Source organism: Pseudomonas sp. MH9.2, from assembly GCF_034353875.1.
In the GTDB taxonomy this organism is placed as follows: Bacteria; Pseudomonadota; Gammaproteobacteria; order Pseudomonadales; family Pseudomonadaceae; genus Aquipseudomonas.
On record NZ_CP133784.1, the window covers coordinates 3,412,402 to 3,427,183 of the forward strand.

At 59.3% G+C, this 14,782-nt stretch carries 12 protein-coding genes; 4 read left to right on the forward strand and 8 right to left on the reverse strand.

The annotated features are described in order from the left end of the window. The first annotated feature begins 257 nt into the window (after positions 1–257). Together thiI and typA are read left to right on the forward strand one after the other, a co-directional pair. Positions 258–1,712: a tRNA uracil 4-sulfurtransferase ThiI gene (gene thiI / locus RHM55_RS15960; protein ID WP_322177291.1), complete on the forward strand. Its 1,455-nt coding sequence runs from the start codon at positions 258–260 to the stop codon at positions 1,710–1,712. 140 nt (positions 1,713–1,852) lie between these two features. Further along, positions 1,853–3,673 (forward strand): translational GTPase TypA, encoded by a 1,821-nt coding sequence (typA, locus tag RHM55_RS15965; RefSeq protein ID WP_322177292.1) that lies wholly within the window; start codon positions 1,853–1,855, stop codon positions 3,671–3,673. Positions 3,674–3,944: 271 nt separating this feature from the next. On the opposite strand, the gene RHM55_RS15970 is transcribed toward typA, so the two are convergent. From RHM55_RS15970 to yrfG, 5 genes are all read right to left on the reverse strand, one after another. Next, positions 3,945–4,433 (reverse strand): glycine zipper domain-containing protein, encoded by a 489-nt coding sequence (locus tag RHM55_RS15970; protein WP_322177293.1) that lies wholly within the window; start codon positions 4,431–4,433, stop codon positions 3,945–3,947. A gap of 197 nt (positions 4,434–4,630) precedes the next feature. Beyond that, positions 4,631–6,967 (reverse strand): FdhF/YdeP family oxidoreductase, encoded by a 2,337-nt coding sequence (locus RHM55_RS15975; RefSeq protein ID WP_322177294.1) that lies wholly within the window; start codon positions 6,965–6,967, stop codon positions 4,631–4,633. Then, a complete protein-coding gene (gene fdhD / locus RHM55_RS15980; RefSeq protein WP_322177295.1) occupies positions 6,964–7,788 on the reverse strand; it encodes a formate dehydrogenase accessory sulfurtransferase FdhD in 825 nt (274 codons plus the stop codon). Before fdhD ends, RHM55_RS15975 begins: the two co-directional genes overlap by 4 nt. A gap of 93 nt (positions 7,789–7,881) precedes the next feature. Beyond that, the gene (locus tag RHM55_RS15985; RefSeq protein WP_322177296.1) at positions 7,882–8,769 is read right to left on the reverse strand and encodes a LysR family transcriptional regulator; all 888 of its coding nucleotides are present in this window, start codon (positions 8,767–8,769) and stop codon (positions 7,882–7,884) included. A 122-nt stretch (positions 8,770–8,891) separates the two neighbouring features. Further along, positions 8,892–9,554 (reverse strand): GMP/IMP nucleotidase, encoded by a 663-nt coding sequence (gene yrfG, locus RHM55_RS15990; RefSeq protein ID WP_322177297.1) that lies wholly within the window; start codon positions 9,552–9,554, stop codon positions 8,892–8,894. Between the two features lie 99 nt (positions 9,555–9,653). On the opposite strand from yrfG, the gene nudE reads away from it, so the two are divergent. Further along, the gene (nudE, locus tag RHM55_RS15995; protein WP_322177298.1) at positions 9,654–10,220 is read left to right on the forward strand and encodes an ADP compounds hydrolase NudE; all 567 of its coding nucleotides are present in this window, start codon (positions 9,654–9,656) and stop codon (positions 10,218–10,220) included. After that, positions 10,217–11,065, forward strand: a complete 849-nt coding sequence (gene cysQ, locus RHM55_RS16000) for a 3'(2'),5'-bisphosphate nucleotidase CysQ (protein ID WP_322177299.1) — start codon at positions 10,217–10,219, stop codon at positions 11,063–11,065. The genes nudE and cysQ overlap by 4 nt, the downstream gene beginning before the upstream one ends. Before the next feature lie 3 nt (positions 11,066–11,068). Here cysQ and RHM55_RS16005 read toward each other — a convergent pair whose 3' ends face one another. Genes RHM55_RS16005 through RHM55_RS16015 form a run of 3 tightly spaced genes read right to left on the reverse strand, consistent with a single transcriptional unit; the run spans position 11,069 to position 14,739 of the window. Further along, positions 11,069–11,524 (reverse strand): thioesterase domain-containing protein, encoded by a 456-nt coding sequence (locus RHM55_RS16005; RefSeq protein WP_322177300.1) that lies wholly within the window; start codon positions 11,522–11,524, stop codon positions 11,069–11,071. Between the two features lie 15 nt (positions 11,525–11,539). Further along, a complete protein-coding gene (locus RHM55_RS16010) occupies positions 11,540–12,928 on the reverse strand; it encodes a sigma-54 dependent transcriptional regulator (protein WP_322177301.1) in 1,389 nt (462 codons plus the stop codon). Further along, positions 12,925–14,739, reverse strand: coding sequence for a sensor histidine kinase (locus RHM55_RS16015; RefSeq protein WP_322177302.1), 1,815 nt, complete (start codon positions 14,737–14,739; stop codon positions 12,925–12,927). Before RHM55_RS16015 ends, RHM55_RS16010 begins: the two co-directional genes overlap by 4 nt. Positions 14,740–14,782 lie beyond the last annotated feature (43 nt).

Sequence of the window (14,782 nt, forward strand, 5' to 3'; positions counted from 1 at the left end):
GCCAAGGCAACCTGCCTCACAAGGGAGCAAATTGCATGCCAGTGCCCCGACTTGGGTTTTTCGCGCCAAACGCAGGCATTGCGGGCATTAAAGCTGATAAATCGAAAATTTGATGCACTGATATGATGCGGATTGATGAGAGAGCGGTCTTTTTTGGTGCGTGCAATATTGGCTGTACGATAACTGGTTAAACCTTGAGCAATTTCCGCTATAATCCTGCCCCCTATTTTTCGGCTGGCACCTCGCGCGTTTTTTACATGAAACTAATCGTAAAAGTCTTCCCCGAAATCACTATCAAAAGCCGGCCGGTGCGTAAGCGTTTCATCCGCCAGTTGGCCAAAAACATCCGTACCGTGCTCCGTGATCTGGACCCGGCATTGGTGGTGGGAGGCGTGTGGGACAATCTTGAGGTCGAAACCAGGGTTAGCGAGCCGAAAGCCTTGCAGGAGATGATTGAGCGCCTGAGTTGCATGCCGGGCATCGCACATTTTTTGCAGGTCAATGAATACCCGCTAGGCGATATGGACGACATCGTCGCCAAGTGTAAAGAACACGTCGGCGCATCGTTGGCCGGCAAAATGTTTTCAGTGCGCTGCAAGCGTGCCGGCAAACACAGTTTCAGCTCCATGGATGTCGAGAAATACGTCGGTAGCCAACTTCGCCAGCAGTGCGGCGCTGCCGGAATTTCCCTGAAAGCACCCGAAATCGAAGTGCGCATGGAAATTCGCGACCAACGGTTGTTTGTGATTCACGGTCAGCACAACAGCATCGGCGGTTATCCGCTGGGTGCGCTCGAGCAGACACTGGTGCTGATGTCCGGCGGTTTCGATTCCACGGTCGCGGCCTACCAGATCATGCGCCGTGGGCTGATGAGCCACTTCTGCTTCTTCAATCTCGGTGGTCGCGCCCACGAATTAGGGGTGATGGAAGTCGCCCATTTCTTGTGGAAGAAGTACGGTAGCTCGCAACGCGTGCTATTTGTCAGCGTCCCGTTTGAAGAAGTACTGGGAGAAATTCTCGGTAAAGTCGATAACAGTCATATGGGCGTGGTGTTGAAGCGTATGATGTTGCGCGCAGCGACCCGTATCGCTGATCGGCTCGAGATTGATGTGCTGGTAACAGGCGAGGCGATCTCTCAGGTCTCCAGCCAGACCCTGCCCAATCTGTCGCTGATCGATTCGGTCACGGAAAAGCTGGTTTTGCGTCCACTGATCGCCAGCCACAAGCAAGACATCATCGATCAGGCTTACGATATAGGCACTGCCGATTTCGCCAAGCACATGCCCGAGTATTGTGGGGTGATTTCGGTCAACCCCAAGACCCACGCCAAGCGCAACCGCGTGGAGTATGAAGAACAGCAGTTTGATATGGCGGTGCTCGAGCGTGCGCTTGAGCAAGCCAGGTTGGTGCCGATCGATCGCGTTATCGACGAATTGGGCCAGGACATTGAAATCGAGGAAGTCAGTGAAGCACTGGCCGGTCAGGTCATCGTCGACATCCGTCATCCGGATGCTCAGCATGACGAACCGCTGGAGTTGCCTGGCATTGAAATACAGACGCTGCCGTTCTATGCATTGAACAGCCGCTTCAAGGAACTGGATGAGACTCGCCAGTACCTGTTGTATTGCGACAAAGGCGTGATGAGTCGCCTGCATGCCCACCATTTGCTCAGTGAGGGGCATGCCAATGTGCGCGTTTATCGACCGAGCTAAGTGCCCGGGGCTGTTTGCCTGTGGCTTGCGTCACCGGCCCCCCGACGCCAGTCGTCAAGCCGTCATGGCTTTCGCCGACTCTACTGTTAATAGCTGCCTACAATAGGCAGCTGACCGAATCCTCTGATCGAGATACACAAGTGATCGAAAATCTACGTAACATCGCCATCATTGCTCACGTTGACCATGGTAAAACCACCCTGGTAGACAAACTCTTGCGTCAATCCGGCACCCTGGAGCGCAACGAGCTCAACGACGAGCGCGTGATGGACTCCAACGACCAGGAGAAAGAACGCGGTATTACCATTCTTGCCAAGAACACCGCTATCAACTGGAACGGCTTCCACATCAACATCGTGGATACCCCGGGCCACGCCGACTTCGGCGGCGAAGTTGAACGCGTAATGTCGATGGTTGACTCCGTTCTGCTGCTGGTTGACGCTCAAGACGGCCCTATGCCGCAAACCCGTTTCGTGACCAAGAAGGCTTTCGAAGCCGGCCTGCGTCCGATCGTTGTGATCAACAAGGTCGACCGTCCGGGCGCTCGTCCAGACTGGGTTCTGGATCAGATCTTCGACCTGTTCGACAACCTGGGTGCTACTGAAGAACAGCTGGACTTCCACGTTGTTTACGCGTCTGCACTGAACGGTATTGCCGGTCTGTCGCACACCGATATGGCCGAAGACATGACCCCGCTGTACCAGGCCATCGTCGACCACGTGCCGGCTCCAAAAGTCGACCGTGACGGTCCGTTCCAGATGCAAATCTCCGCTCTGGACTACAACAGCTTCCTGGGCGTCATCGGTGTTGGCCGTATCGCTCGTGGTCGCGTCAAGCCGAACACTCAGGTTGTAGCTATCGACATCGACGGCAAGCGCCGTAACGGTCGTATCCTCAAGCTGATGGGTCACCACGGTCTGCACCGTATCGACGTTGACGAAGCAGCTGCCGGCGATATCGTTTGCATCAGCGGCTTCGACCAGCTGTTCATCTCCGACACTCTGTGCGACCCACTGAACGTCGAAGCGATGAAGCCGCTGACCGTTGACGAACCAACCGTTTCCATGACTTTCCAGGTAAACGACTCGCCTTTCTGCGGTAAAGAAGGCAAGTTCGTCACCAGCCGTAACATCAAGGAACGTCTGGACAAAGAATTGCTGTTCAACGTTGCACTGCGCGTTGAAGAAGGCGACTCGGCTGACAAGTTCAAAGTGTCCGGCCGTGGTGAGCTGCACCTCTCGGTACTGATCGAAACCATGCGTCGCGAAGGCTTCGAAATGGGCGTTGGTCGTCCAGAAGTGATCATCCGTATGGTTGACGGCGTTAAGCACGAACCGTACGAAAACGTCACCATCGACCTGCCGGAAATTGCGCAAGGCGCGATCATGGAGCAAATCGGTATCCGTAAAGGCGACCTGACCAACATGGTTCCGGATGGCAAAGGGCGCGTTCGCCTTGAGTACAACATCCCGGCACGTGGCTTGATCGGTTTCCGTAACGAATTCCTGACCCTGACATCCGGTGCCGGCATCCTGACCAGCATCTTCGACCGTTACGACGTAATGAAGTCCGGCGACATGTCCGGTCGTCAGAACGGCGTACTGGTTTCGGTTGCTACCGGTAAGGCTCTGACCTACTCGCTGGAAACTCTGCAGGCGCGTGGCAAGCTGTTCCTGGGTCACGGTGAAGACGTGTACGAAGGTCAAATCGTCGGCATCAACAGCCGTGACAACGACCTGGGCGTTAACCCAACCAAAGGCAAGAAGCTCGACAACATGCGTGCTTCCGGTAAAGACGAAACCATCGCTTTGGTTCCGCCTATCCGTTTCACTTTGGAACAAGCGCTGGAATTCGTTCAAGAAGACGAACTCTGCGAAGTAACGCCGAAGTCGATCCGCCTGCGTAAGAAAATCCTTGGTGAAAGCGAGCGCACCCGCTCTGCCAAGAAAAACGGCAACTGATTCATTAGTTAGCTGTTAAAAAAACGCCCCCGACCGCAAGGTCGGGGGCGTTTTTGTTTGTCTGGAAAATGTCAGAAACGCTGTAAGAGTGGTGCGTCAAGTTTGACTGGGTTGGTCCACTCGAGCGCTAATTAGACGGTATATGACAGACACGGCTCCCCAGCGGGCAGGCGACCGGTGTTGATCAGAAGGTTGGTTTAGCGGACTTTAAAGCAGCGCTGGCTGCGTGGGGAGTGCAGCCAGCGGCAGATATAGCGACACGTGCGATCACTCAGCGGCGATCATGATCATCCCAATGTTTGCGATGACCATAGGCATGACCACGACCGCGATGGTCGCCGCGGTAATCACGACGATCATCGCGACCACGGTAGCGGCGGTCTCCACGACCATCGTCGCGGCTTTCGTTGCCCATGTAGTTACCCAGGGCGCCACCTGCACCGCCACCGGCTGCTGCGCCGATCAGGCTGCCGGTAGTGCCGCCGACGCTGCGGCCAAGCACGTTGCCGCCCGCTGCGCCCAAGCCGCCACCAATAGCGGCTTCACCACGGTTGCGACGGTCTGCGCCCACTGCGCCACCTGCCGCACCGCCTAGACCAGCGCCAATCGCTGAACCTGTGCTGCCGCCCAATTGTTGGCCGACAACGGAACCGAGTACCCCACCCAATGCACCGCCCACGCCGGCTTCAGCGGTGCCGCCAGCTGAGGCAAAACCACTGGCCAGGGAGAGAGACAACAACAGAATCGAGGAATACTTCATGTATGGAACCTCATAGGGATGACGGCGCGATCCTGAGGCCATGTCAGTATTGCTACAATCTAAATCCGACGAGTAACACGTATTATAAGAAAACACTAACATGCTGTTTTTTAACGGGAACTTTAGTTGTAAATAGCACTCTGAGCTTACTTGGCATACATGCCGTTAGTCGCTGTATGCCATTGTTCCTTGTCAGTTTACATAATCCGTCCGTCGTCACTTGCTGTTTCCAGGCGGATAGCGATGAACTTTGACGTTGGTGTATGGCTGCCGTCACCCACGCTTTCGAGTGGCACTAACGGGTTCACTTCCGGGTAATAAGCGGCTGCTTGTCCGGCGGGAATATCGAATGCCAGCAGGGTGAAGCCTTTTACGCGGCGCTCGCGACCATCGTCCCAGATCGACACCAGGTCCGCCTTCTGCCCCGGCTTGAAGCCCAGGCGGATAATGTCTGCTTCGTTGACGAACAACACATCCCGCTGACCTTTGACCCCGCGATAACGGTCGTCCAGCCCATAAATAGTGGTGTTGTACTGATCGTGCGAGCGCATGGACTGCATGATCAGGTCGGGAGTCTGGCCGGTAGAGCGTACGTTCTCATGCACCAGGTCCAGCGGCAGGACGTTGGCCTTGAAGTTGGCTCGGGCGGTGGGTGTGTTCCAGCGGCGTTTACTGGCTGCATTGCCGAGATAGAAGCCCCCCGGATTTTTCAGGCGCTCATTGAAGTCCTTGAAACCGGGGATGGTGTCAGCAATCAGGTCGCGAATACGGCTGTAATCCGCAGTCAGCCACAACCAGTCCACGGGTTGCGTGCCCAGGGTCGCGGCAGCGATACCGGCGATGATTGCCGGCTCCGAACGCATCTGTCTGGACAGGGGCTGCAGTTGGCCATTGGACGCATGAACCATGCTGAACGAGTCTTCCACCGTCACCGCTTGTGGGCCTTCGGACTGGATATCAATATCGGTCCGGCCGAAGCATGGCAGGATCAGTGCGTGTGCGCCGTGAGTCAGGTGGCTGCGGTTGAGCTTGGTGCTGATCTGCACCGTCAGGTCGCAGTTGTTCAAGGCTTCAACGGTGCGTGTGCTGTCTGGTGTGGCTTGGGCGAAGTTGCCACCCAGGCCGATAAAGACCCTTGATTTGCCCGCGAGCATTGAGTGGATAGCTTCCACCACGTTATGACCCGATGCGCGTGGGGCTTTGAACTGGAAGCGTTTTTCCAGCGCATCAAGGAATAACGCAGGTGGGCGCTCATTGATGCCCATGGTCCGGTCGCCCTGCACGTTACTGTGACCACGCACTGGGCACAGGCCTGCGCCGGGCTTGCCGATGTTGCCGCGCAGGAGCATCAGGTTGGCAATTTCCTGAATGGTCGGCACCGAATGGCGATGCTGAGTGATGCCCATCGCCCAGCACATGATGACTTTCTGACCTTTGCAGTACATCTTCGCCGCGTGCTCGATATCGGCAAGGGGCAAGCCGGACTGCTCAATGATCTCTTCCCACGAGGTGTCATCGACGGTCGCCAGGTAATCAAGCACGCCGTCGGTGTGTTCGTTTAGGAAGGCGTGATCGAAGACCGACGGTGCGTTGTTGGCCTGAGCCTCGCGTTCCCATTGCAACAGGTACTTGGCCATGCCGCGCAACAGCGCCATGTCGCCACCCAATGCCGGGCGGAAGTACGCAGTGTTGGTCGGCTCCGAGCCGTTGGTGAGCATTTCCAGCGGGTGCTGCGGATGCTGGAAGCGTTCCAGGCCGCGTTCTTTGAGCGGGTTGACGCACACCACTTGCGCGCCGCGTTTGACGGCTTCACGCAGCGGTTCGAGCATGCGCGGGTGGTTGGTGCCGGGGTTTTGGCCGAGAACGAAAATCGCATCGGCGTGTTCGAAGTCATCGAAGGTTACCGTGCCTTTGCCGACGCCAACGCTTTGCGCCAGGGCGACACCGCTGGCCTCGTGGCACATGTTCGAGCAGTCGGGGAAATTGTTGGTGCCGTAGGCGCGTACGAACAGCTGATACAGGTAGGCGGCTTCATTGCTGGCCCGGCCCGAGGTATAGAACTCGGCCATGTTTGGGCTTGGCAGGTTACGCAGATGCTTGCCAATCAGGGCGAACGCGTCGTCCCAACTGATTGGCGTGTAACGATCGGTTTCAGCGTTGTAGCTCATCGGCTCGGTCAGGCGACCCTGGTACTCGAGCCAGTAGTCGCTTTGCTCACGCAGGGCGCTGACGCTGTAGCGGGCGAAGAACGAGGCATCGACACGGCGCTTGGTGGCTTCCCAGTTGACCGCCTTGGCGCCGTTCTCGCAGAACTTCACGATGCCGCTTTCCGGCGAATCGCCCCACGCGCAGCCTGGGCAGTCGAAGCCGCCGTTCTGGTTAGTCTTGAGCATCATGCGCAGGTTCTTCAGTGCGTTATCACTGCTCAGCCAAGCCTGCGTAACACTGACCAGTGCGCCCCAGCCGCCCGCCGCGCCTCTGTACGGTTTGTAGCGGGGCGTCGGGGTTTTGTCGGCTTGGTGACGAATGCTCACGCTTGATTCTCCATCGCAGGGCTATAGACCCGCGGCGCACTGTGTTGCGGCAGGTGGATTAAATTGAGGTTGTGTCGGCGTGCCCATTGCAGGGCCAGGCCGGTGGGCGAGGACAGGCTGACCAGCGTCTGAATGCGGGCGCGCAGTACTTTCTGGATCAGTTCCAGGCTGCAACGGCTGGTGACGATGGCAATCCCGCCAGTCAATGGAATGTTCTGGCGGATCAACGCACCGATCAGTTTGTCGAGGGCGTTATGCCGGCCGATGTCTTCGCGGCCCAGCAGCAGCTCTCCCGTGCTGTCCATGAACAGCGCGGCATGTACCGCGCCGCAATGCTGGCCCAGTGGCTGGAATGCGCTGATGCGTTGGCGCAGCCCTTCCAGCCAGATCGCAGGCGGCAATGGCGCGCCCGGCAATACATCGAGTTCGGGTAACGCTTGCTCGACCGCTTCCACACCGCACAGGCCACAGCCACTGGTCCCGGCCAGTTGGCGACGCTGCTGTTTGAGGTTCCAGAAGGCGCGGCTGGCGATCTCCACCTGCGCGTGCTGCGCAGAACCCGAGCCGCTGAGCTTCAGGTCGTAGATTTCGTCGGGAGAGGCAATGATGCCGCTGCCCAGGCTGAAGCCGACGATGAAGTCTTCGAGATCGGTCGGGCTGACCAGCATCACCGCTTGGCTGATGCCATTGTAGGCAATGGCCAGCGCCACCTCTTCGGCCAGCGCCGTGCTCCCCGAGGCTTCGCGTTCAAGGTTTGAGTAGCTGTAGGCGTGGCTTGCGGCGGACGCGGGCGCCGTGCTGACCGTGCGCTTGGCGGGCATGGGATCGTACCGGCAGGTTATTTGCCTTTAGCCTAGGCCTGTCGTCGGATAACGTCTAATCGCTAGTGCTGATGCCTTGATAGATGACGTCGATCAAGATGCTTCGATGATTTTCTGGTAGGCCGCGAAGCATGCTTCGGCCAGGGCAGAGTGCGGCGCGCTACGACGCATGATCAAACCCAGCCGGGCCAGGGTTTTGGCCTCCGCGATAGGGTGCAGGCGCAGGTGCTCGGTCAGGGTCTCCAGACCGCCATCAAGTGGCATGATCGCGCAACAGAAACCGCCATGCACCGCTTGCAGCAACTGATGGACCGCGTCGGTTTGCAACAAGGGCAGGGGGTTCAGGCCCCGACTGTGGAAATTGTGGTCGATGGATTGACGAAAGTGCATGCCGCTGGTCAGTAGGCCGAGGGGCAGCTCGATCAGGCTTTCCCAGCTGAGTGGATCTTCACCGAAGCTGAAGTGACGGTGATCGTAAAGCAGGCCCATGCGTGTTTTTGCCAGTGCCAGAGAATCAAAGCGCTCACCGTCGAGCCGGTCCAGATACGACACGCCCAGATCCAGCTGATTGCTCGCCAACTGCTCCAGAATCTGCTCGGAGCTGAGCGCCGACAGTTCGAAGCGCAGGTTGGGGTGCAACTGATGCAGGCGTTGCATCAGTGGCAGTGGATCGAAACTCGACAGCGGCACCACGCCCAGGCGCAACGTACCGACCAGATGCCCCCGGCACGCTGCCGCTTCGGCGTACAAGCCGTCATAGGCGGCGAGTACCGTCCGCGCCCAGGCCAATACCCGTTCACCCGGCGCGGTAAAACTTTCGAAGCGCTGACCACGATTGACCAGCGGCAACTCCAGCTCTTCTTCCAGGCTGCGCAGGCGCATCGACAGGGTCGGCTGGGTAATGTGGCAGCGCGCCGCCGCTTGGCCGAAGTGCCGGGTCTCGTCGAGGGCGATGAGGAATTTAAGCTGTTTGATGTCCATCTTCGCTCCGGGGCGTTATGCAGGCAGTTCGTCCTGTAGCTGGCTTGCCTGCGATCAGGTTGATGCGGTGTGTCAGGTAAAACGCCATCGTGGGCAAGCCCGCTCCTACAGTGTCCGCGCAGCTAAAGCCCCGCAATCAACGTCCGATAATCCGCTACCGCGGCAAACTCTTCGGTGTTCTTCGGGCCCTTGCGGCTGTCGGGTTCGCTGACGGCCAGCAGATGGGCGATTCCGAATGTTCGGGCGCTGCGCAGGATCGGCAGGGTGTCATCGATGAACAGGCTGCGACCTGGCTCGAAGGCGATGTCGGCGTGCAACGCAGCCCAGAACTGCGCGTTCTCTTTGGCGAACCCGTAGTCGTGGGAGCTGATCATGCGTTCGAAGTAGGGCGCCAGTTGCACCCGCTCCATCTTTAATGACAGCGAGTCGCGGTGGGCGTTGGTGATCATGATCACGCGTTTGCCGGCCTGCTTGATTGCCATCAAAAACGTTTCGGCATCCGGACGCAGGGAGATCAGGTGCGCAGTTTCCAGTTTCAGCTCGCGCAGCGGTAGCTTCAGCTCGGCGCTCCAGAAGTCCAGGCAGTACCAGTTGAGCGTGCCAGCATTCTTTTCGAACAGCGGGGCCATTTCCAGTTCGGCCATGGCCCGGCTGACCCCGTGCAGTTCGGCGTAGCGCTGTGGCAGGTGCTCCATCCAGAAATGGTTGTCGTAATGCAAGTCGAGCAGGGTGCCGTCCATATCGAGCAGAACGGTATCAATGTCGCGCCAGGGTAAAGAAGGCATTCAGGTCTCTCGGGCGGTGAATGAGCCACGTCAGCATATCCGACACAGACAATCGGGAAAGCCACGGTATAGTACTCCGTCCACGCCAAGGAGCTTGCCATGCGACAGAAACCCACCATCCTCGCCCGCGAAATCGTCGCCAGTAGCCATCTGTTCCGTGTCGAAGCGTTGCAGTTACGTTTTGCCAACGGCGTCGAGCGCACGTACGAGCGTCTGGTGAGTAGAGGCGTTGGTTATGGCGCAGTGATGATCGTCGCGATGCTCGATGCCGACCACGCGGTATTGATCGAGGAGTACTGCGGGGGGACCGACGAGTACGAGTTGTCTTTGCCCAAGGGCCTGATCGAACCGGGCGAAGACATCCTGGCCGCTGCCAATCGTGAGCTTAAGGAGGAAGCCGGGTTTGGCGCTCATCAGCTTGAGCATTTGACCGAGCTGTCCCTGTCGCCCGGTTACATGAGCCAGAAGATTCAGGTGGTGTTGGCCACTGATTTGTATGAAGAGAGCCTGCCGGGCGACGAGCCAGAGCCGATGCGCGTCGACAAGGTCAATCTGCGTGAACTGTCCAGCCTGATTCAACACCCACAGTTCAGCGAGGGCCGTGCCTTGGCGGCGCTGTATCTGGTCCGCGACTTATTGACCCAGCGTGGAGTATTCGAGCCATGACCCAAGCGTTCGCTCATCTGCCGCATCCGTTGTTGGCGCCCGTGATTGAGCTGGCCAGACGTGCAGGCGAAGTGATCCTGCCGTATTGGCGCGCAAATGTGTCCGTCGTCACCAAGACCGATGCGTCGCCCGTCACCGCCGCGGATATAGCGGCGCATCATCTATTGGTCGCGGGTTTGCAGGCGCTGGCGCCTGATATTCATGTGCTGTCTGAAGAAGATGCCGACATTCCCCTCAGTGAGCGCTCCACTTGGGAGCGCTGGTGGCTGGTCGATCCGCTGGACGGCACCAAGGAATTCATTTCCGGCAGCGAAGAATTCACCGTCAACATCGCCCTGATCGAACAGGGGCGCGTGGTGTTTGGCGTGGTCTCGATGCCCACCAATAATCGCTGCTACTTCGGCGGTGCGGGGTTGGGCGCGTGGCGCAGTGATGATGAGGCGCATGCTGCGCCGATCCGCGTGCGAACGGCGCCAGCACCCGGCCAAGCGTTTACCGTGGTCGCCAGCCGTCGTCACACCAGCCCGGCACAGGAACGCTTGTTGGCGGGATTGTCCGAGAGTCTGGGTGATTTGCAACTGACCAGCGTCGGCAGCTCACTGAAGTTCTGCCTGCTGGCCGAAGGGGCCGCCGATTGTTATCCGCGTCTGGCGCCGACCTCGCAGTGGGACACCGCTGCGGCTCAAGGGGTACTCGAAGGCGCAGGCGGCGAAGTGCTCGATCTGGCAGGCGAGACGTTCAGCTACCCGTCGCGCGAGTCGCTGCTCAACACCTCGTTTCTCGCGTTGCCGGCGAACGCGCCGTGGCGCAGCAAGCTGTTGGCGCTGGCCAAATCCGAGCTATAGGGCTTAACGATGCAACACAAACTGCCCGCTGAAACGTACTGCCGCGTCGTCACTGCCCTGATTGAAAATGTGCGTCGGCAAGGTCAAGCGGGCGCGTCCATAACGGCGGTACGTGCTTAGAAATTTTTCCCAGGCGGCATCCTCTGGCGCCTCGCACGTGGCGATGGCGTCGGCGGTGACCGGTAGCGGATAGCTGATCTGCCCTTCCTGAATCACAATATGCCCGTCTTCGATTCCCTCTTCGCGCAGGCGCAAATGCAGCCAGCCCCAACCCGCCAGCACGGCCGCGCTGTACAGGCTACCGCCGAACATGGTGTTTTTGTGATTGGTGTTGGGGGCCAGGGGCAAATGCAGACGCAGCTGTTGCCCTTGCCAGCTGAGCACCTTGAGGCCCATCTCGCGGGTCAGAGGGATGTCGTGATGCAGCACCTTCTGCAAATGGTGGCTGTCGTTATTCATGCGGGCTCCTATTTATCAATCGAGCTCATCGGCAGCGCTGCCGCTGCTGTCACCAAAGCTCAGGCCGTGTTTGCGCAACTTGTCGTGCAGGGTTTTGCGTGGCAGCCCCAAGGCTTCGGCGAGGCTGCGCACGGAACTGTGAGGCCGGGTCAGCTCTGCCGCGATCAAGGATCGTTCGAAGCTTTCAACCTGCTCGCTGAGCCCGCCTCCGGTGGTTGGCATATTAGGGACTTCATTGCCTTCAAGGGCCAGTTCCAGGCCAAGGGCAAAGCGTTCTGCGACGTTCTGCAGTTCGCGCACATTGCCCGGCCAGGTGTGCCGCAACAGCAAGGCGCGTTGGCCCGGTTGCAGTTCGTGTTTGGGCAATCCGTGGCGGGTGCTGGCTGAGTCGGCAAAGTGCTGGAACAGCATCAACGCGTCTTCGCCACGCTCGCGCAGCGGTGGAATTTTCAGCGGTGCGACGTTCAACCGGTAATACAAGTCAGCGCGGAAGCGTCCTTGATCGGCAGACTGACGCAGGTCTTCCTTGGTCGCGGCGATCACCCTGATATCCAGTGGAATCTGCTGATTGCCACCCAAGCGCTCGACCACGCGCTCTTGCAGCAAGCGCAGCAATTTGACCTGCACCTCCAGGCTCATGCTCTCGATTTCGTCGAGAAACAGCGTACCGCCGTTGGCGAATTCGAACTTGCCGATCCGGCGTTTTTGCGCGCCAGTGAACGCGCCCGGCTCATGCCCGAACAGCTCGCTTTCGACGACGGACTCGGCCAGTGCCCCTGCGTTGATCGCGACAAAAGGCCCGGCACGGCGGTTGGACAGGTCGTGCAAGGCGCGGGCAACCACTTCTTTGCCAGTGCCGGTTTCACCGAGTATCAGCACGTCGGCCTTGGTCGCGGCCAAGGCACCGATCTGTTCACGTAGACGCAACATTGGCGCGGACTGACCGACCAGGCGCGTACTCAATTGGGTCCGATCACTCAAGGCCAGGCGCAGGCTGCGGTTGTCCAGCACCAGGCTGCGCAGATCAAGCGCGCGGCGCACGCTGTCGAGCATGGCGTCGCTGGAGAACGGCTTCTCCAGGAAATCATAGGCGCCGGCGCGCATGGCTTGCACCGCCAACGGCACGTCGCCATGACCGGTCATCAGCAGCACGGGCAGTTCCGGGTCCTGAGTATGCAGTTGTGCGAGCAGTTCGAGCCCGTCGATGCCGGGCATGCGGATATCACTCACCACCACGCCAGGCCAGTCGCGCTCAATGCGACTCGCCAGGCCCTTGGCGTCGGCCAACGCCAGAACGTGCAAGCCGGCAAGGTCCAGGGTCTGGCTGAGGGCGCCTCGCAGATGCGGGTCGTCGTCGATCAGCACCACCTGAATCCGGCTGTCGATGGCGTGGTCCGTACTCATGCAGATAGATCCTCTGGCGGTTGAAGATTGACCCCGGCCGCCCCGGCCTGCAGGTGCAGGGTCAGCAGGGCGCCGCCGTCGGGATGATTGGCGAGCAGTAACTCTCCGCCCAGCGCGCGCATCAGCGTATCGCAAATCGCCAGGCCGAGGCCCAAACCCTGGGTGCGGGTCTTGGTGGTGAAGAACGGCTCGCGGGCACGGGCCAGAGCTTCTTTGGAAAAACCCGGGCCGTTATCGCGGATATACAGATTGACGCCTTCGGGAGTCTGTTCGGCACTCAGCCAGAGTTTGCGTGGCGGACCTTTTTCGGTGAGCGCATCAAGGGCATTGGCCAACAAGTTACCGAGTACCTGACGCAAGCGGGTTTCACCGGCCTGGACCCAGAGTGTCGCGTCCGGCATGTCGCGGATCAGTTCAACTTCCATTGCCCGACGACGTTTGGACAGCAGCGCCAAGGCATCGTCGAGCGCCGGTTGCAGGGCGACACTTTCCGGCGCATGCCGATCACGTCGGGCAAACGCGCGCAGATGGGCAATGATCGAGGCCATGCGTCCGGTGAGTTCGCTGATCAGCTTGAGATTGCCGCGAGCGTCCTCGGTGCGTTCGTGATCGAGCAGCACTTCGGCGTTTTCCGCATAGCTGCGGATCGCCGCCAGCGGTTGATTGAGTTCATGGCTAATGCTGGCAGACATGGTCCCCAGTGCCGAGAGTTTACCGGCCTGCACCAGTTCGTCTTGTGCGCGGACGAGTTCCTGCTGCGCCTGCTCGCGCTCCAGTACTTCTTGCTTGAGTCGACTGTTCAGGCCTTCCAGGTCGGCGGTACGTTCGATTACGCGCATTTCCAGCTCGCGACGGGCCTTGGCTTCGAAGGCAATGCGGTCCAGATAATGGCGCCGGCGTTGCATCATCAGGCCCAGCAGCAGCATCAGCACCAACAGGGTCGCGCCGCCGACAGCGACGGCGGTACGCACCGGTCGGTCGATCAGCCCACGTGGGGCAAGGATACTCACGGCCCAGCCGGTCTCGTCGATCTGCTGGGTTTGCGTCAACCAGGCCTTTTCGTCGAGGTGCAACGGTTTTGGGTTCCGGGTCGGATAGGGCTGGATGGCGTTGATCGCTTGCTGTTCTTCCTGGCTCAGCGGACGGGTTGCGCGAAAGCGCCATTCCGGGTTTGAGGTCAGGATCACCACGCCATTGTGATCGGTCAGCAGCAATTGCTCTGGGGTTTTGCCCCACAAGGTCTCGGTGCGGTCCAGATCGACCTTGACCACCAGCACCCCAATCACCTTGTCGCCATCGTGCACGGCACCGGCAAAGAAGTAACCGCGTTTGGCCGAAGTCGTGCCCAAGCCGAAAAAGCGCCCCAGGCCGCCGGCCATGGCTTCACTGAAGTAAGGGCGAAAGGCGAAGTTGCGCCCCACGAAACTGTCGCGCTGGTCCCAGTTGGACGCTGCCAGCGTATTGCCGCTGGGGTCCATCAGGTACATCACCTCTGCCCCGGTCTGTTCGCAAATATCCTTGAGTAACCGGTTGGCGTCTTCCAGAGTGACCTTTTGCTGGGGATTCGCCAACACCGCGCGCAGGGCTGGAAGATCGCCGAGAATTTGTGGTAATACTTCATAGCGATGCAGGGTGCCGAGCAGGTTGGCGACGTAGAGATCAAGCGTCTGGCGGTTCTGGCTGACCAGCTCGTTGCCGTAATAACGCTCGGCCAGATGCTGCAGTGGCCACAACAGCGGCGCAAGACAAAGCGCCAGCAACGCAAGGCTGCGCCAGCGGGGGCGTCGGGCAACGGTGGACGTCGTGATCATAGAAATGCGCCAGATGATGTTCGCCTGACACGGATTATTTGTA

Bases quoted from the DNA above. Each gene is read 5' to 3' on its own strand.
- thiI (WP_322177291.1), top strand. From the start codon at position 258: ATGAAACTAATCGTAAAAGTCTTCCCCGAAATCACTATCAAAAGCCGG.
- RHM55_RS15970 (WP_322177293.1), bottom strand. From the start codon at position 4,433: ATGAAGTATTCCTCGATTCTGTTGTTGTCTCTCTCCCTGGCCAGTGGT.
- fdhD (WP_322177295.1), bottom strand. From the start codon at position 7,788: ATGCCCGCCAAGCGCACGGTCAGCACGGCGCCCGCGTCCGCCGCAAGC.
- RHM55_RS15985 (WP_322177296.1), bottom strand. From the start codon at position 8,769: ATGGACATCAAACAGCTTAAATTCCTCATCGCCCTCGACGAGACCCGG.
- yrfG (WP_322177297.1), bottom strand. From the start codon at position 9,554: ATGCCTTCTTTACCCTGGCGCGACATTGATACCGTTCTGCTCGATATG.
- nudE (WP_322177298.1), top strand. From the start codon at position 9,654: ATGCGACAGAAACCCACCATCCTCGCCCGCGAAATCGTCGCCAGTAGC.
- cysQ (WP_322177299.1), top strand. From the start codon at position 10,217: ATGACCCAAGCGTTCGCTCATCTGCCGCATCCGTTGTTGGCGCCCGTG.
- RHM55_RS16005 (WP_322177300.1), bottom strand. From the start codon at position 11,524: ATGAATAACGACAGCCACCATTTGCAGAAGGTGCTGCATCACGACATC.
- RHM55_RS16010 (WP_322177301.1), bottom strand. From the start codon at position 12,928: ATGAGTACGGACCACGCCATCGACAGCCGGATTCAGGTGGTGCTGATC.
- RHM55_RS16015 (WP_322177302.1), bottom strand. From the start codon at position 14,739: ATGATCACGACGTCCACCGTTGCCCGACGCCCCCGCTGGCGCAGCCTT.